This window comes from Methylocystis sp. ATCC 49242, from assembly GCF_000188155.2.
GTDB lineage: Bacteria > Pseudomonadota > Alphaproteobacteria > Rhizobiales > Beijerinckiaceae > Methylocystis.
The window spans coordinates 535739-558387 of sequence record NZ_KE124774.1 but is presented as its reverse complement, the minus strand read 5'-3'; the positions used below and the strand labels follow the sequence as shown (position 1 = coordinate 558387).

The window sequence follows — 22649 nt, the reverse complement described above, 5'->3', positions numbered from 1 at the left end:
TAATCAGGCAGAATCATCGACCGCGCGTCGCGCCGTCCCCCCTTCCCTGCCCGAGGTCGATTTTGGCTGATTTTCCTTTCGCCTACCCTCTGACCCGCCGCCGCCTTATCCGCGCCGGCGCATTCGGCGCCGCGACGGCGCTGACGCCGGGCGCCTTCGCCAGACCGATCGCCAAGCCGCCGGGAAACGCCGGAGCAAAAGTAGAGAAAATCGCGGCGCCCGGAGAAATTGAAAGCCACGGACTTTCGACATTCGGCGATCTGGCGGAGTCCGCCGACTTCAAGCACTTTGGCTATGTGAACCCCAATGCGCCGAAGGGCGGCACGCTCGCGCTTTCGCCGGCCAGCCCGACCTACGACACATTCAACGCCTATGTGCTGCGCGGAAATCCCGCGACCGGCATGTCGCTCGTCTTCGACACGCTGATGAACCAGAGCCTGGACGAGCGCGACGCCTATTACGGGCTGGTGGCGAAAAAGGTTCGCATCTCGGCCGACAAGCTCACCTACACTTTCCTGCTGCGCAAGGAAGCGCGCTTCCACGACGGCTCGCCGCTCACGGCGCATGACGCCGCCTTCTCGCTCAACATCCTTAAAAGCAAGGGCCACCCGGTCATCAGCCAGATGCTGCGCGACGTGACGAGCGCAGAGGCCGAGGCGGACGACATTCTCGTCGTGAAATTCGCGCCGGGCCGCACGCGCGACCTGCCGCTCAATGTCGCCAACCAGCCCATCTTTTCGCGCGCCTATTACAAGGACCGCGACTTCGAGGCGACGACGCTGGAGCCGCCGCTCGGCTCCGGACCCTACAAGGTCGGCGATTTCGAACAGGGCCGTTTCATCGCCTATCACCGCAACAAGGATTATTGGGCGAAGGACCTGCCGATCGTAATCGGCCAAGGCAATTTCGACGTCGTCCGCTTCGAATATTTCGGCGACAGCCAGGTTGCTTTCGAGGCGTTCAAGGCCGGGGCGTTCACCGAGCGCGAGGAAAATATCGCCCGCGTCTGGGCCACCGGCTACGACTTCCCCGCCTTCAAGGACGGGCGCGTCAAACGCACGACCGTGCCCAACAACAACATTCCCAACATTCAGGGATGGATGTTCAACACGCGACGCAAGGTCTTCAGGGACCCGCGCGTGCGCGAGGCGATCGGCTACGCTTTCGACTACGAATGGACGAGCCGCAACCTGATGTATGACGCCTACAAGCGCATCTCGTCCTATTTCGAGAATTCAGAGCTGGCGGCGAAGGGATTGCCGAGCGAAGAAGAGAAGGCGCTGCTGGAGCCCTATCGCGACCAGCTTCCGGCGGAGGTTTTCGGCGAGCCCTTCGTCTCGCCCGTGTCCGACGGCTCCGGGCAGGATCGCGCCCTGCTGAAAAAGGCGAATGATCTGTTCGTCGCCGCCGGCTGCACGCGCAAGGACGGCGTGCTGCTGCTTCCTGACGGAACGCCGCTGGAATTCGAGTTTCTCGACAATTCCAACGTCTTCGAGCGCCATACGCAGCCCTTCGTCAAAAATTTGAAGCTGCTCGGCGTCACCGCCCGCATCCGCATCGTCGACGCCGCCCAGTATAAGAAACGGCTCGAGGACTTCGACTTCGACATCGTCCATGACGTCATGATGATGGGATGGAATCCGGGCGAGGAGCTCAACGCCTATTTCAGCTCCAAGACCGCCAATGTGAACGGGACGCGCAATCTCGCCGGCGTCTCCCATCCCGCAGTCGATGCGCTGGTGGACAAAGCGTTGCAGGCGGGAACGCGCGAGGAGCTCGTCACCTGCTGCCGGGCGCTCGATCGGGCGCTACGTTCGCAGCGCTACTGGATTCCGCATTGGTACAATCCGGTGCATCGCTTCGCCTATTGGGATCTCTTCGGCCAGCCCGAGCGACCGCCGAAATTCGACACCGGCGTGCTCTGGACATGGTGGTGGGACGAAGAGAAAGCCCGCAAGATCAACTTCACGGGACGCTGATTGATGGGCGCCTATATCGCACGCCGCGTGCTGCTGATGATCCCGACGATCCTCGGCATCATGCTCATCTCCTTCGCTATCGTGCAGTTCGCGCCGGGCGGCCCTGTCGAGCGCATCATCGCGCAACTTCAGGGATTCGACGTCGGCGCCACCGGCCGCTTCTCGGGCGGCGGCGGCGACGTGGGCCAGGGGGCCGCAAGCCAGGCTGGACCGATGATGGCGGAAACCGCCTCCAAATATCGCGGGGCGCAGGGGCTCGACCCCAAATTCATCGCGGAACTGGAAAAGCAGTTCGGTTTCGACAAGCCGGCCTGGGAGCGTTTCCTGCTGATGGTGAAGAATTACGCGATGTTCGATTTCGGCCGCAGCTATTTCCGCGACGAAAAGGTGATCAAATTGATCGGGGAGAAGCTTCCCGTCTCCATGTCGCTCGGCCTGTGGATGACGCTGCTCTCCTATTCGATCTCCATTCCGCTCGGCATCGCAAAGGCGGTGCGCGATGGCACGAAATTCGACATGTGGACGTCGAATCTCATCATCGTCGGCTACGCCATCCCAAGCTTCCTGTTTGCGATGCTGCTGATCGTGCTTTTCGCGGGCGGCTCCTTCTGGCAGATTTTCCCGCTGCGTGGGCTGACCTCCGACAATTTCGACCAGCTCTCTCTGATCGGGAAGATCGGCGACTATCTCTGGCACATCGCGCTGCCCGTCAGCGCCATGACGCTCGGCGCCTTCGCGACGCAGACCTTCTTGACGAAAAACTCCTTCCTCGACGAGATCCGCAAGCAATATGTGCAGACGGCGCGGATGAAAGGGCTAACCGAAAACCGTGTGCTCTACGGCCACGTCTTTCGCAACGCCATGCTGATCGTCATCGCGGGCTTCCCCGGCGCCTTCGTGCATGCATTCCTCACCGGCTCGGTGTTGATCGAGACGATCTTCTCGCTCGACGGCCTCGGCTATCTCTCGTTCGAGAGCATCGTGAACCGCGACTATCCGGTGGTTTTCGCCAACCTCTATATCTTCGCGCTGCTGGGCCTCGTCGTGAATCTCATCTCCGATCTCACCTACACCTGGATCGATCCGCGCATCGATTTCGAGACGCGGGAGGTCTGACAGATGAGCGTCGCCACTGACATGCGCCTCGCCCCGCCCATCGCCCGCAGCGGCTGGCTTCGACTGACGCCGCTTGACCGCCGCCGGCTCGATAATTTCAAGGCAAACCGGCGCGGCTACTGGTCCTTCTGGATCTTCATGACGATGTTCCTCATGTCGATGGCGTCCAATTTCCTCGCCAACGACCGGCCCGTCCTCGCGTGGTACAAGGGCGAGTTGCTCTTTCCGGCCTTCGTCACCTATCCGGAAGAAAAATTCGGCGGCTTCCTCGCGCGCACCGATTATCGCGATCCCGTCATCGCCAATGAGATCAAGGCCCACGGCTGGATGCTCTGGCCGCCGATCCGCTATTCTTACGACACGCATAACCTCGAATTGCCGACGCCGGCGCCGTCGCCTCCGACGTGGATGCTGACGCAGAAGCAATGCGAAATCGCCGCCGCCAAGGGACTGCGGCCCGGCGAGCCGAACCGTGGTTGCGCGGCGCTCGAATACAACTGGCTCGGCACTGACGATCAGGGTCGCGACGTGGTCGCGCGGCTCCTTTACGGCTTCCGTATCTCGGTGCTCTTCGGCCTGATCCTTGCGACGATCTCCTCCATCGTCGGCGTCGCCGCCGGGGCCATACAGGGCTATTTCGGCGGGCGCGTGGATCTCGTCTTCCAGCGCTTCATCGAAGTGTGGTCGTCGCTGCCGCAGCTTTATCTGCTTATCATCATCTCGTCGTTCCTCACGCCGGGCTTTTTCGTGCTCCTCGGCATATTGCTGCTCTTCTCCTGGGTGTCGCTCGTGCATGTCGTGCGAGCAGAATTCCTGCGCGCCCGCAATTTCGAATATGTGAACGCCGCGCGGGCGCTGGGGCTGTCTAATTTCCGCATCATCTGGCGGCATCTGCTGCCCAACGCCACGGTGGCGACGCTGACCTTCCTGCCCTTCATCCTCAATTCGTCGATCACGACGCTCACCGCGCTCGACTTCCTGGGGTTCGGCCTGCCGCCGGGCTCGCCGTCGCTCGGCGAGTTGCTGTTGCAGGGCAAATCCAATCTCCAGGCTCCATGGCTCGGCCTCACCGGCTTCGCCATCATCGCGCTCATGCTGTCGCTGCTCGTCTTCATCGGCGAAGCGGTGCGCGACGCCTTCGATCCGAGAAAGACGTTCAGGTAATGGACGCAAAGACCACCCCACTCCTCGATGTCCGCAATCTTTCCGTCTCCTTCCTGCACGGAAGTCGCGAGACGATCGCCGTCGACAATGTCTCTTTCTCGCTCGAGCGCGGCAAGACGCTGGCGCTCGTGGGCGAGTCCGGCTCCGGCAAATCGATCAGCGCGCTGTCGATCGTGCGATTGCTGCCGCCGGGCGCGATCCCTGCGGGGGAAGCATTTTTCGACGGCGAGAACATGCTGACGATCCCCGATGCGCGCCTGCGGGCCATTCGCGGCGCGCGCATCACCATGGTCTTTCAGGAGCCGATGACTTCCCTCAATCCGCTGCACACGATCGAGCAGCAGATTGCTGAGATCCTCGAGCTTCACGGCATGCACGGTCGCGACGCCATGCGCGCGCGCGTCATCGAACTGCTAATGGAAGTCGGGATCCCCAATCCGGAAGCGCGGCTCGGAGCCTATCCGCATCAGCTTTCCGGCGGCCAGCGTCAGCGCGTGATGATCGCCATGGCGCTCGCCAACAAGCCGGATCTTCTCATTGCCGACGAGCCGACGACAGCGCTCGACGTCACCGTGCAGGCGCAGATCCTCGCCCTGCTCGAGCGTCTTCAGCAGACCTATGGCATGGCTATGCTGTTCATCACCCATGATCTTGGGCTCGTGCGGCGCTTCGCCGACACGGTCTGCGTCATGCAGAAGGGCCGCATCGTCGAGCAAGGCGACGTCGCGACGGTCTTCTCCGCTCCGAGCCATCCCTATACGCAGGCGCTGCTGACGGCCGAGCCGAAAGGCGATCCGATCATCGAAAACGCGCAGGCGCCAGTTGTCGTCTCCGCCGACAACCTTCGCGTCTGGTTCCCGATCAAGCGCGGCTTCATGCGGCGCACCGTCGATCACGTGAAGGCGGTCGACGGCGTGACTGTGGCGGTGCGCGAAGGCGCGACGGTCGGCGTCGTCGGCGAGTCCGGCTCGGGCAAGACGACTCTCGCGCTCGCACTGCTGCGGCTCATTCGCTCGGAAGGGCCGATCGTGTTTCTCGGCCAGCGCATCGATGGCGACAGCGTCGCCGAAATGCGCCCCCTCCGGCGCGACATGCAAATCGTGTTTCAGGATCCTTACGGTTCGCTGTCGCCGCGCATGTCGGTGGCGGAGATCGTCGCCGAGGGTCTCACCGTCCAGCGGCCCGAACTCACGCTCGACCAGAGACGCGAGATCGTCGCGCGCGCGCTCAAGGAGACCGGCCTCGATCCCGCGACGATGGATCGCTATCCTCACGAATTTTCGGGCGGCCAGCGGCAACGCATCGCCATCGCGCGCGCGATGGTGCTGGAGCCGAAATTCGTCGTGCTCGACGAGCCGACGTCGGCGCTCGACATGTCCGTTCAGGCGCAGATCATCGACCTGCTGCGCGACCTGCAACGACGACGTTCGCTCGCCTATCTTTTCATCAGCCACGACCTGCGTGTTGTGAAAGCGCTCGCCGCCCATCTCATCGTCATGCGGCATGGAAAGGTTGTCGAGGAGGGTCCGGCGGCGCAGGTGTTTGCGCAGCCCCAGAAGGAATACACGCGCGCATTGTTTGCGGCGGCGTTCCGTAATCAGGCCGAGGCGCTCGATGACAATTCCGTAAGTAACAATAAAAATTAGTGTTCTGGTAACCTTGCCTGACCGCGCCCTTCCTGCGAAGTTCAAGCTCAACGGCAGGTTGATTCGCCAGAGCGCGCAGAGGGTATAAATGAGCAATTCCGCCCAGGAAGCGGCTGACATCATCAGAGCCCGCAGCGACCTGGGGCCAATAGAAAACGCCGTTATCCTGGGGCGCACGTTCTTCGGTCTCGCCGACCTTGCCGAGCGCGTTGTCGCGATTCCCTATGCGGAACTGCCCGGTTTCCCGCAGGCGCCGGGCGTGGAGGACGGGGAACTCCTCGTCTGCACGATCGACGGCGCGCCGACGATGGTGCTGAAGGGCCGATCAACCTTCTACGAGACGGGCGATCCGAGCCTGATGTCGACGCCGATCGAAACGCTCTCGCTTCTCGGCGTGCGCAGCCTTCTATCCACGGCGCTGGCCTTGTCCGTCCAGGCCGATCTCGTTCCCAGCAGCGTGGTCGCAATCACCGACCATATCAATTTCACCGGCCTCAATCCGCTCATCGGCGCCGCCGCCGACGGCAAGGCGATGATCAACATGAACGAGGCCTACGACAAGCGGCTGCTTCGCCGGGTCAAGACCTCCGCGGCGACCGCCGGCGTCGCCGTGCATGAAGGCGTCTTCATGTGGTTTTCGGGCCCGAGTTTCGAGACGCCCGCCGAAACCAAGGTTGCGCGCCAGCTCGGCGCCGATCTCTTCGGGTGGACGCTCGTGCCCGAGGCCATTCTTGCGCGTCGCTTCGGCATTCCATTCGCCGGCGTCGCAGTCGTCACCGATTTCGGCGCCGGATTCTCGAACGGCAATCCGACGTCCGATCTCACGCGCGGCCCGGCGGTGGCGGGTGTCGTGGCCACCAAGCGCCTCCTGCGCGCTTTCGTGAAGGGGCGCTGACGCCGGCGCGATCAGCCGCTGCGCGCGGGATCTCGAAACACGACGATTGTCGACTGCATCGTTTGCACCGGCGCGTCGTCCTGATTGAATGTCGTCGTCAGGAAAGTGACGAAACCGCGATCGGGCCGGGACCGCGGCGCAACCATCTTCGTGATTTCGCTTTCGATCCGCAGGCGATCGCCCGGCCGCACCGGGTGTTTCCACGACACATGCACGTCGGCGCCGACAACGCCGCCAGCAAAAGGCGCTTCAGCCGACTCGAGTATCAGACGCACAGTGAGCGCTGCGGTCTGCCAGCCGCTAGCGACGAGTTCCCCGAACACGCTGCCCCTCGCCGCTTCTTCGTCGACATGGAAGAACTGAGGATCATTGTCGCGCGCGAAGCGGATGATTTCTTCCGCGGTCATCTCCACGGATGCGGAGTGAAAACGTTGTCCGACGGACAGATCTTCGAAATAGATGAATTTCGTCATCGTCGCCTGGCTCAAAGCGCGAGCCTCCGCATGCTCGTCACCTCTCCGGCCCCAGCCTTCACATTGCGTTCGCGCACGAGCTCCAGCGGTTCGCTCGACACCAGCATATGCGCGCCATTGGCGTGCAGCAGCGTCGTCGCATCGCGCATGACGCCGACGTGACCCTTCCAGAAAACGAGATCGCCGCGGCGCAGTTCGGCGCCGGGGTCGAGCAGCGAGCCGAGTTGCGCTTCCTGCATGTCGCTGTCGCGCGGCGCCTCGACGCCAGCGGCGAGCAACGCAACCTGCACCAGCCCTGAACAGTCTATGCCAAGCGACGACTTGCCGCCCCAGAGATAGGGCGCGCCGATCAACGTCTCCGCAACCGCGACAAAATCATTTGCGGGCGCGTCGAGCGGCGCCAGATGCGAGCGCCAGATAAAGCCAAGGTCACGGGTGACGTAAAAAGACTCATGCTCCTTGAGAATCGCGATCTCGGCGCCGAGCGGCAACGCCATCAGCGGCGGCAGCTTTATGCTCGCGCGCGGATAAACGAAGGTGCGTGGCACGCAGACGCGATGCGTGGGCGTGCTGACTTCGCTCCATAGAGTATTCGCGGCGATCCAGCCGACATAGCCGTCGCGCGAAAGCTGGGCCCAGGCCCAGCCCTCCAGTTCGTCATAAACCGTCACGCGTTCGCCGAAGAGAACCTGCGTGTCGATGGACGCGTCGGGGCGTGGCTCGCGCCGCATATCGACGACGCAATCCTTCACTTCCATCACGACGCCCTCGACGTAGCGATCCGCGTCGACGCGCCCCTTGAGATGGGCCGCCGCGAGGTCGCTGCGCGCGGGCGTCAGCCGGCGGTCGAATGTCTCGCTCATCGTGTCGCCTTTCCCTGTCCCGCACGCGCTTCGATCAATTCGTAAATCAGCCGCGCCGCCTGCACTTCGCCGCCTTCGGGTCGCCCCGGCTTTGTCGAGGGATTCCAGCAGTAGACGTCGAAATGCGCCCAGCGCGCGGGATCGGTCACGAAACGGCGCAGGAACAGCGCGGCGACGATGGAGCCCGAGAAGCCGCCGCTCGTCACGCTGACAAGATCGGAGATCTTGCCATCTAGCCCGCTGTCGTAATTATCCCAGAGCGGCAGACGCCACACGGGATCGTTCACGCGAAAGCCATGCGCCGCTATCTCCGAAGCGAGCGCATCGTCGCCCGTATAGAAAGGCGGCAACTCCGGTCCAAGCGCCACTCGCGCGGCGCCGGTCAGCGTCGCGAAGTCGAAGAGCAGCTCGGGGGCGTCCTCCTCGCAGGCGTAGGCCAGCGCATCCGCGAGGATCAGCCTTCCTTCCGCGTCGGTGTTTCCGATTTCGACCGTCAACCCCTTGCGGCTGCGATAGACGTCGCTGGTCCGGAAGGCGTTCGCGGAAATCGAATTCTCGACGATCGGCAACAGCACGCGAAGCCGCACCGGAGCGCCGCCCTCCATCAGCATCGACGCCAGCGCCAGCGTCGTCGCGGCGCCGCCCATGTCCTTCTTCATCAGCAGCATCGCGCTCGAAGGCTTGATGTCGAGTCCGCCGCTGTCGAAGCAAACGCCCTTGCCGACGAGCGTCACCTTCAAACCGTCCTCCGGCCCATGGGTAAATTCGACGAGGCGCGGCGCCTGGGCGGCCGCGCGGCCGACGGCGTGGATCAGTGGGAAATTTTCGGCCAGCAGCGCGTCGCCGACAATCACCCGGCTTTGCGCGCCGTGCTTCGCCGCAAGGCCCAGCGCCGCCTCGGCCAGCGCTTCCGGTCCCATGTCGTTCGCCGGCGTATTGACCAGATCGCGGCCAAAGGCGACGGCCTGCGCGATGCGTTCGACGCGGGCGCGGTCAATTCCCTCCGGCGCGCAGAGGCGCGGCTTCTCGCTCTTGGGCGCGACATAGCGCGAGAAGGAATAGCTCGCGAGCAGGAAAGCCAGCGCCGCGCCCTGCGGGTCGGCGACGCCCTCCCCCAGCCGGTAGAGCCCGCGCGGCAGAAGGGCCGCGAGCTTTCCGGCGAGAAAAGGATCGCGTTTCTTCGCGTCCTTCTCCTCGACGCCGAACAAGACGCGCGGCGCAACGCCCTCGCCCATCGGCGTGACGAGCAAGCTTCCAGGCTTCGCCTCGAAGCCGCTTGCCGCAGAGTAGGCTGCGACCGCAGGCGGCAGTTTTTCGAGGAGTTGCGGCCAGCTCTTTTTGTCCACGAAATCAACGGCGATGGCGTCGGGTGACCAGTCTTCCAGCTTCATTGTCATCTTCTATCCGTTCAAGCCTAACTGCTCACGTTAAGCTTGCATTAGGGTTAACGCTTTATTGCTCGTCTAGCAGTCCATTCACACAAACGGAAAAGATTCGCCGTGATAAAGGCGCGACTCACCTCCCGGCAATCGATCAATCTCTGCGCCGTCGCCCTGGCGGCGCTCGTCGGCCTCTCCGGCTGCTCGAAAACGCTCAACGACGTCACGGGCTCGATTGGCCGGTCCTCCACCCCGCCCTGCCGAAAGACGAGGGCGCGCTCCGTCAGTTCGCCGAGGAATGGGGCCGTCGCTACGACGCCAACCCCAAGGACAAGGCGACCGCGATGACCTACGCGCGGGCGCTCCATGCGTTGGACCAGAACGCGCAGGCGGTCGCGGTGCTTCAGGGCCTCGCCATCCAGAATCCGGAGGACATGAAGGTGCTCGGCGCCTATGGCAAGGCGCTTGCCGACGCCGGCCAGCTCAAGCAGGCGGCGGATGTTCTGCAGAAGGCGCACACGCCGGAGCGGCCCGACTGGTCGGTCCTCTCGACGCAGGGCTCCATCGCAGACCAGCTCGGCGACCATGAAGGCGCCCGGGGCTACTACGAAACCGCGCTGAAGATACGGCCCAATGAGCCGTCTGTCCTCTCCAATCTTGGCCTGTCCTACGCGCTTGCGCGTAACCTGCCGCGCGCCGAGGAAGTCCTGCGCGCCGCCGCCGCCCAGCCGGGAGCGGACATGCGCGTGCGACAGAATCTGGCGCTGGTGCTGGCGTTGCAAGGCAAGTTCGATCAGGCGGAGGAATGGTCGCGGCGCGATCTCTCGCCGATCGACGCGGCGCAAAACGTCGCCTCGATTCGTCAGATGATTTCGCAATCCAACACCTGGCGCGACATCCAGACCGGCGGCCAGTCGCAACGCCGCGCGTCGGCGCGTCAGACGGAAGCCTCCGCGGCGCAATAGGCCGCGGAGTTCAGGACTCTCGGATCAGCGAAACCCCGGGGGGCCTCCGGGCCCGCCCATGCCGCGCGGTCCCGCCCCGCCTCCACCCGGTCCGGGCTGGGGCGGCGGCGGACGCATCATCGGCACGGCCGCAGGCGGCGGCGGACGCATCTGCGGCGCAGCTGGCGGCGCCTGACGCATCAGCGGCGCCCCGGGTTGCGGCGGGCGCATCATCCCCGCGGGCGGGCCGCGATCGATCGGCGCCGGCGCACGCATCTGCGGCGGGGCTTCTCGCATGCGAGGCTGCATGGGCGGCGGCGGCTCCCGCACCCGCGGCTGCATAAAGGGCGCTTCACGCGGCGGCGCCAGCCTGTCGACAGGCGCGTGCATGCGCTGCATCGACCTTTGCGGGGCTCCGACCGGTCCGCCGTCCATTACCCGAGGCGCAATTGGGAGTTCGACGGGAGCGCCCCTGTTCGGCCTCGGCGCGCCCTTCGGCCCGGCTGGCGGCTTCGGCGCGACATCGGGCGCCCCGACCCCGTCCGGCGCCGGAACGCCTCGTCCGCCGCGGCCGGGCCGACCGAGCGCGGGCGGCGCCTTGTCCATGGGCGCTCCGGTCGGCGGCGCGAGCGGTTTTGCGCCATCGGGCGCGGGTTTCGTCAGCCCGCGATCCTTCGGCCCAGCTTCGCCGGTCGGTGGAGCCACGGCCCCGCCTTGAGGCGTCGCAGGCTTGCCGAGAGGCGGCGCGAGAGGCTTTGCCCCCACCGGCGCCGGCTTCGGCGGCGCATGATCCTTTGGCCCCGTATCACCCGCGGGCGGCGTGGCTGTTCCATCGGGCGGCGTCGCGGGCTTTCCGATCGGCGCATGCGGCTTTAGCACGTCGGGCGCGGGCTTCGGCAGCGCGTGGTTCCCGGATCCAGGTTCGCCTTTCGGCGGAACGATCGCCCCGGCCGGCGGCGTCCCCGGCGCGGGGGCGCCCGGCTTTATTGCGCCCGGAAGCGGGGCGCCGGGCGTTCCGGGCGTTGGCGCGACGGCCGCTCCGCCCGGAAGTGGGGCTCCCGGCTTGCCGAGAGGTCCGCCGATCGGCGTCGCTCCGACCGGCTGTTGCGCGCCCGGGATTCCCGGTCGCGTCACGCCGCCGACAGGAGGGACGACGCCGGCGGGACCGACACCGGGCGCGACCGCTCCAGGAACAGGTGGAACCGCCGGAGTTCGCTTCGCAATGAAATGCGGCAGCGCCGCCCCCACCCCCACGGCGGCCGCGCCGGCGCCGGCGGCGGTCAGGGCGCCGGTGGAAATCACATGCCCCTGCGGATTCTTCACCACGACGTTGTTTGCGCCGGGATCGACCACAACCTCATTGTGAAGATTGCGATAGATGAAATCATTCGGCGGCGGGGCGATGTAGGGCGGCGGACGCTGCCAGACCGGAACCGGCACATAGACCGGCGTCGGAAGCACATAGGGTTGCGCGATAATGACCGGCGGCGGCAGGACGACGAAGTTCGGCGGCGGCGGCGGCAGCAGGTAGACCGGCGGCGGAGGCGGAGGCGCGAAATCCCACTCGGGATCGTCGAAATAGACGACCGGCCTCTCGACATAGACGATCTCCTCCACCGGCGGCGGCGCATAGTCATATTCGATCGGTTCAAAAGACGGCGGCGGCTCCGCCGCCTGCGCGATTTCCGCGAGACGACGGCGCGCATCCCACACATGCGGCCCCTTCGGATAACGCCGCAGATAGGACCAGTAGGCATTAGGCGTGTCGACAACGCGCGTGCGGCGCCAGGTCAGCGCCTCGCGCCGCGTCGCGGCCATGGCCCGCGCGCGTCTGGCTTGGGGCGCCGAAGGATAGGTCGCGACATAGTCCTGGTAGCCTTGCAGCGTGTCGCGCTGGACAGCCGCCGAGAAACCGGCCTCCGGGCCGAGCGCGCTGAGCGGCTTGTTCATGTCCTGACCATCGACGTCCTTGAGCGGAGGCGCATCGGCCTCGCGCTGGAAGAAGACGAAATCCGTTTCGATCTTCGAGGAGTTCCAGGGGATCTCCGCGCCCTTCGTGACGTCGGAGACGCGCAGACGCACCTTGTCGAAGACATCCATCAGCGGCCGGCCGCCGTCGCGGATCATTTCGGCGAGCGCGTGGGCGTAGGCGCCGTAATCGCCCTTGTCCTCGGGCGCAACCGTGCCCGGCGCGGCGTTGAAGGCGAGCAAGGCCCTCGCCCCCGGCTCGTAAAGCGCGAGGCCGCCGGCTATCGGCTGGCCCGTCATCTTGAAGGGGTTGGGGCGGGCCGCGTCCAGCACGACGATGCTGAGCTTTGCCCCGGACGCCGCGAGCGGCTTCAGATAATCGGAAACGCGCAACGCGCGCATGGGAAGATCGCTGTCGCGCGTAATCGCCGCGTCGATCGGAACCAGGTAGTTCTCTCCCTCCAATTGCAGCCCGTAACCCGAGAAGTAGATGAAGGCGACCGCGTCGGGACCAGCTCCGGCGGCCTTGTCGAGGAAGTCGCGGAACGCCTGTTTCAGCGCTGTTTCCTCGAGGTCGCGCGCGCCGGTGACGTCGAAACCAGCGGCCTGAAGCGTCTGCGCAACGAGGCCGGCGTCATTGGCCGCCGTCGAAAGCGGCTTCGACGGATAAGCGGCCTCGCCGACTACGAGCGCGAGCCGCTTCTCCTCCGCGTGCGCCTGTCCGGCCGCGAGCGCGAGCACGGCCGCGAATGCGAGCGCCCAAAACCGAAAGAACCTCATTCCTATTCTCCTGCCGGCGCATAAATCGGCGCGGCTTCGACATATTCACGCGACTTTGCGGCTGAACCGGGCATGAACCACCCGCCTTTGGCCGGGCGTCCATCCATTCGGCGCGATCACGCCAATTCTTTGCACACATTGTGGATTTTTTAGGCGATCGGCGCCTGTTGCATGGCCATCCGCGGGATGACGCCCTGAGCGAAGCCTTTCCGTACGCCAAATGCGCGGATCTGGCACGGCGATTGCTGTCGAAATCGCCATCCTGCCGTTATCGAGAGCATCGACGCCCACATGAAGATCATCACGGCCATCATCAAACCCTTCAAGCTCGATGAAGTGCGCGAGGCGCTTACGGAACTCGGCGTGCATGGCATGACCGCGACCGAGGTGAAGGGCTATGGGCGCCAGAAGGGCCACGCCGAGATCTATCGCGGCGCCGAATACATCGTCTCCTTCCTGCCGAAGGTGAAGATCGAGATCGCCATCGGCGACGAGCTTGTCGATCGGGCGATCGAGGCGATCAAGACGGCCGCGCACACCGGCCACATCGGTGACGGCAAGATCTTCGTCACGCCGCTCGAGCGCGCCCTGCGCATCCGCACCGGCGAAACCGATTCCGACGCACTCTGATCAATCGAGAGCCCACGCCATGAAACTCTTCCCGGCGCTCGGTGCGCTGTGCCTGCTCGCCACGCCCGCCCTCGCCGATGACGCGGCGAAAATCGACGGCGCCGACACGGCCTTCATGATCATCGCCACGGCGCTCGTGCTGATGATGACGCTGCCCGGCCTCGCGCTTTTTTATAGCGGCATGGTGCGCAAGAAGAACGTGCTCGCCACCATGGCGCAGAGCCTAATTGCGACGGCGATCGTCTCGCTGCTGTGGATCGGCGTCGCTTACAGCCTGACCTTCTCCGGCGACGGAGCCTATATCGGCGACACGGCGCGGGTCATGCTCTCCGGGATCGGCATGGACACGGTGAGCCCGCTCGCCAAGACCATCCCCGAGATCCTCTTCATGGCCTATCAGATGACCTTCGCGGTCATCACCTGCGCGCTGGTCGGCGGTTCGGTCGCCGAGCGCATGAAGTTTTCCGCCTTCATGATCTTCTGCGTGCTGTGGCTCTTCATCGTCTATGTGCCTTCGGCGCATTGGGTGTGGGGCGGCGGCTTCCTGCAGAAGATGGGCCTGCTCGATTTCGCCGGCGGCACGGTCGTGCATATCAACGCCGGCGTCGCGGGCCTCGTCTGCGCATTGGTGCTGGGCAATCGCGTCGGATTCGGGCGGGAGAATCTCTCGCCCTTCGATCTGTCGCTGGCGGTCGTCGGCACGGGACTGCTCTGGGTCGGCTGGTTCGGCTTTAACGGCGGCTCCGCGCTCGGCGCCAATTCCCGCGCTGTCTTCGCCATCGTAGCGACGCATCTCGCCGCCTGCGCCGGCGCGCTGGTGTGGAGCGCGCTGGAATGGATCGAGCGCGGCAAGCCGTCGGTGCTCGGCGTCGTCTCCGGCGCCGTCGCAGGTCTCGGAACCATCACGCCGGCCTCGGGCTACGTCCTGCCCTGGCATGGCGCCGTTATCGGGCTTATCGCCGGCGGCGTCTGCTACTGGTTCTGCACCGTGGCGAAGCACCGGCTCCGCTATGACGATACGCTCGACGTATTTGGCGTGCATGGCGTCGGCGGCATCATGGGCACGCTGCTTGCCGGCGTCTTTGCGACGCGCGCGATCACGGCGTCGGAGTCCGATCCCGGCGTCGCCGGTCTGCTCCAAGGCGACTTCCATCAGCTCGTCGTGCAGGCGATCGGGGTCGGCGTCACGATCGTCTGGTGCGTCATCGGCACCTGGATCACACTGAAGCTCGTCTCGATGGTCACGACCCTCCGCGTCAACAGCGACGACGAGCGCGAAGGGCTCGACATCGCCCTGCACGGCGAAGCGCTGCATCAATGATCGATCTATAACCGCCGCTCTCTCTCCCGCTCGGGAGGCGGGAGCGGGCCGCGGGCGTCGAGTCTTTTGCGCTCGGCCCCGCCTGCCGCGTCAGGACATGCCAGACCGCCCGGAATTTCAGGGAACCATGGATGCGTCGCTCGCCCCTCGCCAGACAATTGACGCGACTGAATGGCGGCGCCTCAGCAAGCTCAAACTAAACCTGCACAATACTGACAAGCAACAGCAAGACTATTGAAATTCGGCCGGGTTGCGACAGGTTGACGGAAAGCTTGCCGTTAGTCGCCCCCTGTCGAGGATTGGCGCCATGCGTAGCGTTAGGGTCGCCACGCGTTTGGGAGTCATTGCCGCTGTCGCGCTGGCCGCGCCCGCACATTCGCACGCCCAGGACTTTTTTGAAGAGTTATTTGGCGGCTTCGCGCCGCAGCCGCATCGCTCGGAAGGCCCGGCAACGCACAGAAGTGAAAGATGGCGCCCGACCGCGAGACCTTCTGCGCCCCGCCGACATATTACCGATCGATCACCGAAACACACCGCCCGACCTGACTTCGATCGAAACCGTAACGCTGGAGCGGACAGTGAGGCGGTCGCCGGCCCTTCCTCGGGCGGCGGATATTGCGTGCGCATGTGCGACGGATATTTCTTTCCCCTCATCAAATCCGAATTGGCGACGAAACTGGAGTCCTGCGAATACGCCTGCCCATCGGCCAAAGTGGACATATATGAAGGAGCGACGATCGAAACGGCGCGGAATTTCAAGGGTCAGTCATATGCTTCGATTCCGACGGCGTTCAAATTTCGGGAAATGACGACCAGCGGATGCTCCTGCAATAGGCCCGAGCAATCGCAAGCGGTTTTCCTGCATATGCTGCGCTCGGACCCGACGCTCCGCAAAGGCGACATCGCCTTCGAAGAGGATGGTTTTTACGTCTATGACGGGTCCAGGTTGAACCACGCCGGGAACTTGAGCAGGCTCCCGCGCGGATTGCGCGCAAAACTCAAGGCGCTGATCCCCGTCTCACGCTTGCCTCTCCACTCCGGGACGCCCCCGGCGTCGCCCTCCGGCTCCATCGCCGGGATCGCACGGCAGGAGCAGCAGAGCCGCCCGCGGCCGTCGCTGGCGGGCGGGACGACGCCAATGAACGTCCGCCCCGGCGACAATCCAGAGGCAAATGCCTCCCTGCCGACGCCCGCGTTGCTGATCGTCCTCGCTTTGGCCGTCGCCGCAGTCGGCGCAACAAAACTCGATATGGCGCCCAGCCGCAGCGCGGCTGAAAAGCGACCCGGTTCAAGAGCCGGGCCGGTCTACGGCGGAAGCCGGCGAAACGCCGCCGAAAAATGAGGTATCAAATTACCATATAAACGAATCTGCGAAGATTTATGGCTTTCCGCGCCGATCACTGCCACATTTGCCTTGACCGCCGGCCACAACTCCCCTATCCAGCGTCCATCCGAACATATCGTTCAGACGGAATTTCCATCCCATGTACGGCAAAACCTATTCGGCGAAACCCGCCGACATCGAAAAGAAGTGGGTGCTGATCGACGCCTCCGGGCTCGTCGTCGGCCGCCTCGCCTCGATCATCGCCCTCCGCCTGCGCGGCAAGCACAAGGCGAGCTTCACGCCCCATATGGACGACGGCGACAACATCATCATCATCAACGCCGACAAGGTGGTGCTGACGGGCCGCAAGCGCGACCAGAAGGTGTATCACCATCACACCGGCTTCCCCGGCGGCATCAAGGAGCGTTCGGCCAAGTTCATCCTCGAAAGCCGCTTCCCGGAGCGCGTGCTCGAAAAGGCCGTGCAGCGCATGCTGCCGCGCGGCCCGCTCGGCCGCAAGCAGCTCGGCAATCTGCGTGTCTACAAGGGCGCTGAGCATCCCCATGAGGCGCAGAACCCGCAGGCGCTCAACGTCGCCGCCCTGAACGCCAAGAACGCCCGGAGCGCCTGATCATGGCCGAGACCACCCTTTCCTCGCTGTCCGACCTCAACCAGGCGGCCGTCGCCGCGGCGTCCGAGGCGCCGAAATACGAGCAGAAGCTCGACAAGCAGGGCCGCGCCTACGCCACCGGCAAACGCAAGAACGCCGTCGCCCGCGTGTGGGTCAAGCCGGGCTCCGGCAAGATCACCGTCAACGGCCGAGACGTCGCCGTCTATTTCGCGCGTCCCGTGCTGCGCATGATCCTGCAGCAGCCGCTCGTCGTCGCGAAGCGGACCGGCCAATATGACCTCGTCGTCTCCGTCGCCGGCGGCGGCCTTTCGGGTCAGGCGGGCGCCGTGCGCCACGGCCTCGCCAAGGCGCTGACGCACTACGAGCCGGAGCTGCGCTCGCCGCTCAAGAAGGAAGGCTTCCTTACCCGCGACTCGCGCGTGGTCGAGCGCAAGAAATACGGCAAGCGCAAGGCCCGCCGCAGCTTCCAGTTCTCGAAGCGCTAACGGTCAGGACGCTGTTTTTCAGCGTTCCGCTTACCGTCACAAATCATTAAAGCCGAGCAGCCGCTCGGCTTTTTTTGTGGCGCAGGCGTCTCGCATGATGAATGCGGGGCAAAATTTCGATTGCGAGCCTTTATGACAATTGCGCGCGTTGTTTCGCAACAATTCCCAACCATCTCAGCCTGAGACCAGAGCTACCGACGCGAATGAAGCGATCTTGACCATAGCGTCCACAACAAAACCGACTAAAATCATTGGCGTATTCCATACTCCGGACCCGCGCCATGAAATCGACTTCGCGCATTACTGTCGCATTGCTATTTTTGGTTCCCGCGACAGCGTCAGCCGCCTGTACTCCCTCCCCGCCCCCGTCGTCGTGGACCACCGCCACCGAACCGACGCCCGCGTCGGTTCCGATCGACCCCAAGACGATTGGATCGCTTGTTGTCGTCATGTTCCGTCACGCCGAAAAGCCGATCAGGGATGACGGCGTGATGATCGAAGACGGCAATCTGGGCAGCGAGGCGGCCGGCCGGCTGTCACGCCTGCCGGATGCCCTATTGAATCAGTTTGGCTGCCCCGATTTGTTGATAGCCGCCAATCCTGCGGTGAAAATGATCAACAAGGCGACGGGACACTATTTCAATTATGTTAGGCCGCTGGCGACGATCGCTCCTCTTTCCGCCAGGATCAATTTCCCGGTCTGGACGCCGTATGGATACAATCAAAACGAGTCCCTGGCCCACGATCTACTCGGTGACAGAGCCTTCGCGCCTGACGTCAACGGCAAGGCGAAGACTGTCTTCATCGCGTGGGAACGCAACAACATACGGAAGTTATACGAGCAGCTCGTCAGGCTTGGAAATCTGAGGGAATTGGCGGGAAACGCACTGGCGGTCGAGGGCGAGGAATATAAATGTGAATTACCGAGCAAATGGCTTCAGTGCGATTTCGACTCCATTTGGCTCGTTCACGTGAGGAACGGCGCCATCTGTCTTACTCATCGCAGTGAAAACCTTGATGACATGAACTTCCAGAGCCGCTGCAAAGGCGCCGAGAGCGTCACCGACACTCCGTGAAATCGGCAAGCCGACCGCTTCCATGAGCGCATGGAGTTTTCTATCCTGTCACCACGATGGCGACAGCGGACAGGACGAACAGGGGACATGGCTATGACGAAACAGCTTGCAAACATTCTCTATTGGGTTGGCATTCTGATTTCATTGCCGTTTGTTTTGCTTATCGGAGCCTCGATATTCAAGATCGTTTCGGAGGGTTTGGAGCCAAAATATGTCAACTCGACCTTTCTCGGAATCTTTGGCGCCGCATTTTCCTATTCTGTCGGTTTTTTGCTTCGACACATTCTGACCCAGGATGATGAGTGAATTCCAACGAAGCGAACCGCTCAGCCGATAGTTCTGTCGTGATGGCTTCATTCGAGAGACGCGCTCGCCAACCGTCGATCACGGCTTCGGAAAGCTCGGCAGGATCGAGCTTTCGGCGCCTTCCTTCCGGCGCTTGAAAATCGGCTTCGGCGATAGTGGAACCTTATGTATATTCGGGCGGCGCATTAATGTCGGCCGCTAGATGCTTCACAAAATGCGGGGCGGCGCGCGGGAGAGGAGCCGATGCCTATTTTGACAACTGCAAACGACCATACCCAAAACGAGAGGAAATATCACGCGATACGAAACGAAGGGAGCGCGGGCCTGAAGACGCTCATCGACAGCGTCCTGCACGACATGAGTGTGATCGACTCGAAAAGCGCCGATTTACTGCAATTCATATCCGTAATGCTGGCCGCCTTAACTTTCTCTCTTGGCCTGATCGATGAAGGCACGCCATATGGCCATTACATCAAGGTCGCGATCTTCGCATTTATGGCTGCATTCGCGTCAGCAGCATGGATCGACCTGCGCTGTCTGAACATGATGGGACCGGACGCCGAGATCGGCGCCAAAACGATCGCCGAATTTGAGAACGATCTGCTGATGGAAATTTCCAAAAGGCGAAATACGTACCTTTTGTCGCTCCACATCACGAAGGTCGCCTTCTCCCTCCTGTTGCCTCTTGTCATGATCTGGATTTTTCTCGTCGACAAATCATTCCATTGATCGCCTCGACGATTGCGGGCGTTACGCTGACGCGACGAAGTGTTCGGGCATCGACATCGTGCGGAGCGCGATGAGCGCTTATCGATACAGCCGCTCTTTCGAGCCTGCAGACAGTCCCGGGACTGTCCGCAGGGCTCGATTTTTCCTGACATTACTGACGCTGCAGGCAGACCGCTCGAGATCGCTAGCAAGATTACAGAACGCCAGCTCCACACACGCCTCTACTTTCGGCACACCTTTCCGTAATTCTTCTGAATGATCGCCAAATCGGCCGGATTGGTCAGCCCGTCCTCGTTGAAGTCGTACCAACTCGATTTCCCGCGAGACAGATGCACCATGACGCCGTAGTCGTGAACATCCTGCAGGTTCACGACGCCATCGATATTGCCGTCGCCCGGGCACGACGGCTGTGATCCGAGCAGGGCGTCCAGCTCCTTCGACAAGGCGTCATGGTTGCGCTGCTGAACGGGCGTATAGGGCGTGGGGATCAACCTGTCTTCCCGGTCCAGCAACGGCACAGGCTCCGCCTCATTCACGACATAGAGCTCGTCGGTAGTCGTGTCGAGGCATGAATTGCTGGCCGAGCTGTAATCCTTCAGGCTGTTGCGCACGAGCTTGTAGCCGATGCGATTCCGGATGGCCATGCCCGTTTCCGGATTAATCTTGGTCGGCGTGTAACCGTTGTCATGCAGCCAGATCTGGACCTGGCAACAGTAGGTAAAGCCGTTCGCTGGGATCGGCGTGCCGCCCGACACGGGATAAGTCCCGGTCGCGCGCTGCCCGAACCAGACGCCGCCATTATCCTCGCAGACGCTCTTGGTCACAGGAATCTGCGAGCAACTGCTTGCAAACTGACAGGGGCCGTTCATTGCGCCATTGGCCTGTATGTTCGGGCCGACGAGCGTGAAATTGGAGGTGCGGATGGGCGCCTGGGCGGGGTTACGGAGATAGGGCAGCATGGGCCGGGAATCGAGCGTGCGCGGCACGACCTTGCGCACATCTATTCCGGCGATTTCGCCGAACAACTGATACAGATCGGCAATATTGACCATTGCTGTCACAGCGCGACCCGGCTGGCTCACGAGCGGGCCAGCGACGACCAGCTGCGTCCACACGCCGGTCTGATAGGGCGTGCCTTTCGCGCGGCTTCCGTCGAAGGGCAGTCGCACCTGAGAGCCGAGGGAGCCATTGTCGTTGACATAGACGACCACCGTGTCCGTTGCTTCGGGCTCGTAAATCAGCGAGCCGCTCGGGCTCCTGCGCGCAAGTCCTGTTTCCACAAGAAGCCGGCCGATATCAGCGTCCATTTCCTCGATCATCTGATTGGCGATGATGATCTGGCTTGCGGGGTTGTCGGGATCGAGCCCATTGGTGTCGACCGAATTCGCGGGCAGACGGGGCACAGGGGGCGCTTGCATCGGCGTGTGGACAGTAGCGGTCGAGACCGTTGCCATCCATGGCCCACCAGCAGCCTGCTGCTGCTTGATCCAGCGGATAGCCGCGTCGGTCGCTTCGACATTGCGATAGGTTCGCGCCCGCCTGTTCGTGATCAGAGGCTGCTCGACGCTCACGCCGCGATTGATCACGAGCGGAGAAACATAGTGAGCGCTCAATATGCCGAAGTTGATTTTCGGCGGAGTTCGCAGCTGGCAGGACCGCCCGGGCGTGAAAATGCCGCCGCCGTCCCGACAGACGCGGCCGGGCGGATTCTTCGAGGCATATGGCGCGCTCAGAAGCTGGCAGCTTCCGTCGCCCGCATAGCAGGCGCCGCGATCGGCGCCGCCGTTCCTCGAACCGGGCACATAGCCCCATGGATATTGGTCCGGAGCGCCCACGCCGCCGGCGGTCGTATCGATCGACGACGGATCGCCGGTTTCGTCCAGCCATCCGGAAAAGTAATCCCAACCGAGCGCGCCCGGCATGGCAAGTTTGAAGGGATTGTTTCCCTGAAGACCGATATGGAATTTCCCGAACAGCCCACTCGTATAGCCGCCTTTCTTCATAAGCTTCGGAAGCGTCATCTCCCATGGCGAGATCATGGAATTGGCGAGATCGGAGGGACCGAGCGCGGCGTATAAATTGGTGCGGAAAGGATAGCGCCCGGTGTACAGCACGCCGCGGGCCGTCGAGCAGGCGGGCATCGTCCATGCGTTTCTGAACCGCAGGCCCGCATTGGCGATTGCATCAATGCTCGGAGTGGGCGGCGCGGTGCGGCCGCCGTAACCGAAAGTGCGAATCTGATCTATGCCAGCGTCATCCGTGAGGATGAGAAGTATGTTTGGCCGGCGCAACTGCGCAGGAGCTGCTGCGCATGTTGAGGCGAGCGCAAGCGCAGCGACGCCGATCGGTATGGAGGTGACTTTCCAGCGACGCATATCCCATCTCATGATCTCACCTCTTCCACGCATGGCCTGACGCCTCGGCATCATATGCGACTGGCGACATTTTGCATCTCGCAAACGTCAACGCCGACGATCGATAATTTATCTTGTTCAGTATTTCTGAACCTTGCGGATTACGCCGGCCCAATATTCGCCCACACCGCCTGTATCACTTTGTCGACGGCCTCACGCAAACCATCTTTACTTATTGTAATGCTCAGCTCTGCTAACATAATTGCGCAGTAAATATACGATATTGATCTTTTTCAAGATCGCTTCCGCACGAATCCAAACCCGCTAAAAATTTTCATTTCATCCAGTCAACAATTACATTATTGATGGCGCAATTAGTTATGCATTCCAGGAGCCTGCAGGCGCCGAATGTGACGATACAAACATTGCCAACGGCGCGTGCGCCTCCATCCACCCAGTCGTAAAACTTCGTCGTTGAGGCGTCCTGCGCGGAGGTTCTTGGATTCGGAGCAGCGCCCGCTTCGCGGCGCGCCGGTTCATGCGGGCCGCCAAAGCGCCGGGCCAGGATCATCGACGGCCTCTCTTC

At 63.0% G+C, this 22649-nt stretch carries 19 protein-coding genes; 14 read left to right on the top strand and 5 right to left on the bottom strand.

What is annotated here, in order from left to right:
• Window positions 1–62: 62 nt before the first annotated feature.
• The 5 genes from MET49242_RS04580 (at window position 63) to MET49242_RS04560 (ending at window position 6800) form a co-directional block, all read left to right on the top strand.
• Window positions 63–1979, top strand: a complete 1917-nt coding sequence (locus MET49242_RS04580; RefSeq protein ID WP_036281015.1) for an extracellular solute-binding protein — start codon at window positions 63–65, stop codon at window positions 1977–1979.
• A 3-nt stretch (window positions 1980–1982) separates the two neighbouring features.
• Window positions 1983–3095 carry a microcin C ABC transporter permease YejB gene (locus tag MET49242_RS04575; RefSeq protein ID WP_036281013.1) on the top strand — a complete coding sequence of 371 codons (1113 nt, stop codon included), beginning with the start codon at window positions 1983–1985 and terminating at the stop codon, window positions 3093–3095.
• Window positions 3096–3098: 3 nt separating this feature from the next.
• Window positions 3099–4259, top strand: a complete 1161-nt coding sequence (locus MET49242_RS04570; RefSeq protein ID WP_036281011.1) for an ABC transporter permease — start codon at window positions 3099–3101, stop codon at window positions 4257–4259.
• Complete coding sequence (locus MET49242_RS04565) at window positions 4259–5905, top strand: ABC transporter ATP-binding protein (protein WP_036281009.1); 1647 nt, start codon at window positions 4259–4261, stop codon at window positions 5903–5905. Before MET49242_RS04570 ends, MET49242_RS04565 begins: the two co-directional genes overlap by 1 nt.
• Window positions 5906–5993: 88 nt before the next feature.
• The gene (locus MET49242_RS04560) at window positions 5994–6800 is read left to right on the top strand and encodes a phosphorylase (RefSeq protein WP_036281007.1); all 807 of its coding nucleotides are present in this window, start codon (window positions 5994–5996) and stop codon (window positions 6798–6800) included.
• Window positions 6801–6811: 11 nt separating this feature from the next.
• Here MET49242_RS04560 and MET49242_RS04555 read toward each other — a convergent pair whose 3' ends face one another.
• From MET49242_RS04555 to MET49242_RS04545, 3 genes are read right to left on the bottom strand one after another with little or no spacing between them, the layout of a single operon-like run.
• A complete protein-coding gene (locus tag MET49242_RS04555; RefSeq protein WP_036281005.1) occupies window positions 6812–7273 on the bottom strand; it encodes a MaoC family dehydratase in 462 nt (153 codons plus the stop codon).
• 11 nt (window positions 7274–7284) lie between these two features.
• On the bottom strand, window positions 7285–8136 hold the full coding sequence (locus tag MET49242_RS04550) for a C40 family peptidase (RefSeq protein WP_036281003.1): 852 nt from the start codon (window positions 8134–8136) through the stop codon (window positions 7285–7287).
• Window positions 8133–9527, bottom strand: a complete 1395-nt coding sequence (locus MET49242_RS04545) for a M17 family metallopeptidase (RefSeq protein ID WP_036281001.1) — start codon at window positions 9525–9527, stop codon at window positions 8133–8135. The genes MET49242_RS04550 and MET49242_RS04545 overlap by 4 nt, the downstream gene beginning before the upstream one ends.
• Before the next feature lie 332 nt (window positions 9528–9859).
• On the opposite strand from MET49242_RS04545, the gene MET49242_RS04540 reads away from it, so the two are divergent.
• Window positions 9860–10480, top strand: coding sequence for a tetratricopeptide repeat protein (locus MET49242_RS04540; protein WP_371212520.1), 621 nt, complete (start codon window positions 9860–9862; stop codon window positions 10478–10480).
• Window positions 10481–10504: 24 nt separating this feature from the next.
• Here MET49242_RS04540 and MET49242_RS04535 read toward each other — a convergent pair whose 3' ends face one another.
• Window positions 10505–13207 (bottom strand): caspase domain-containing protein, encoded by a 2703-nt coding sequence (locus MET49242_RS04535; RefSeq protein WP_051133998.1) that lies wholly within the window; start codon window positions 13205–13207, stop codon window positions 10505–10507.
• 291 nt (window positions 13208–13498) lie between these two features.
• Here MET49242_RS04535 and MET49242_RS04530 point away from each other — a divergent pair, with 291 nt between their 5' ends.
• The 8 genes from MET49242_RS04530 to MET49242_RS04490 all read left to right on the top strand — a co-directional run bounded on the left by MET49242_RS04530 (window position 13499) and on the right by MET49242_RS04490 (window position 19709).
• Entirely contained in the window at window positions 13499–13837 is a 339-nt protein-coding gene (locus MET49242_RS04530) for a P-II family nitrogen regulator (protein ID WP_036280999.1), read from the top strand.
• A 19-nt stretch (window positions 13838–13856) separates the two neighbouring features.
• Window positions 13857–15158 carry an ammonium transporter gene (locus MET49242_RS04525; RefSeq protein ID WP_084678883.1) on the top strand — a complete coding sequence of 434 codons (1302 nt, stop codon included), beginning with the start codon at window positions 13857–13859 and terminating at the stop codon, window positions 15156–15158.
• Window positions 15159–15465: 307 nt separating this feature from the next.
• A complete protein-coding gene (locus MET49242_RS23135) occupies window positions 15466–16500 on the top strand; it encodes a DUF2865 domain-containing protein (protein ID WP_084678882.1) in 1035 nt (344 codons plus the stop codon).
• Between the two features lie 142 nt (window positions 16501–16642).
• Window positions 16643–17113: a 50S ribosomal protein L13 gene (gene rplM / locus MET49242_RS04515; protein ID WP_036280997.1), complete on the top strand. Its 471-nt coding sequence runs from the start codon at window positions 16643–16645 to the stop codon at window positions 17111–17113.
• Between the two features lie 2 nt (window positions 17114–17115).
• Window positions 17116–17598, top strand: a complete 483-nt coding sequence (gene rpsI / locus MET49242_RS04510; RefSeq protein WP_036280995.1) for a 30S ribosomal protein S9 — start codon at window positions 17116–17118, stop codon at window positions 17596–17598.
• 281 nt (window positions 17599–17879) lie between these two features.
• Window positions 17880–18674: a hypothetical protein gene (locus MET49242_RS04500; RefSeq protein WP_144259463.1), complete on the top strand. Its 795-nt coding sequence runs from the start codon at window positions 17880–17882 to the stop codon at window positions 18672–18674.
• A 93-nt stretch (window positions 18675–18767) separates the two neighbouring features.
• The gene (locus MET49242_RS04495) at window positions 18768–18980 is read left to right on the top strand and encodes a hypothetical protein (RefSeq protein WP_144259462.1); all 213 of its coding nucleotides are present in this window, start codon (window positions 18768–18770) and stop codon (window positions 18978–18980) included.
• A 243-nt stretch (window positions 18981–19223) separates the two neighbouring features.
• Window positions 19224–19709 (top strand): hypothetical protein, encoded by a 486-nt coding sequence (locus tag MET49242_RS04490; RefSeq protein WP_036280987.1) that lies wholly within the window; start codon window positions 19224–19226, stop codon window positions 19707–19709.
• Window positions 19710–19930: 221 nt separating this feature from the next.
• Here the strand turns inward: MET49242_RS04490 and MET49242_RS04485 are convergent, their stop codons facing one another.
• Window positions 19931–22084: a sulfatase-like hydrolase/transferase gene (locus MET49242_RS04485; RefSeq protein ID WP_036286908.1), complete on the bottom strand. Its 2154-nt coding sequence runs from the start codon at window positions 22082–22084 to the stop codon at window positions 19931–19933.
• Window positions 22085–22649 lie beyond the last annotated feature (565 nt).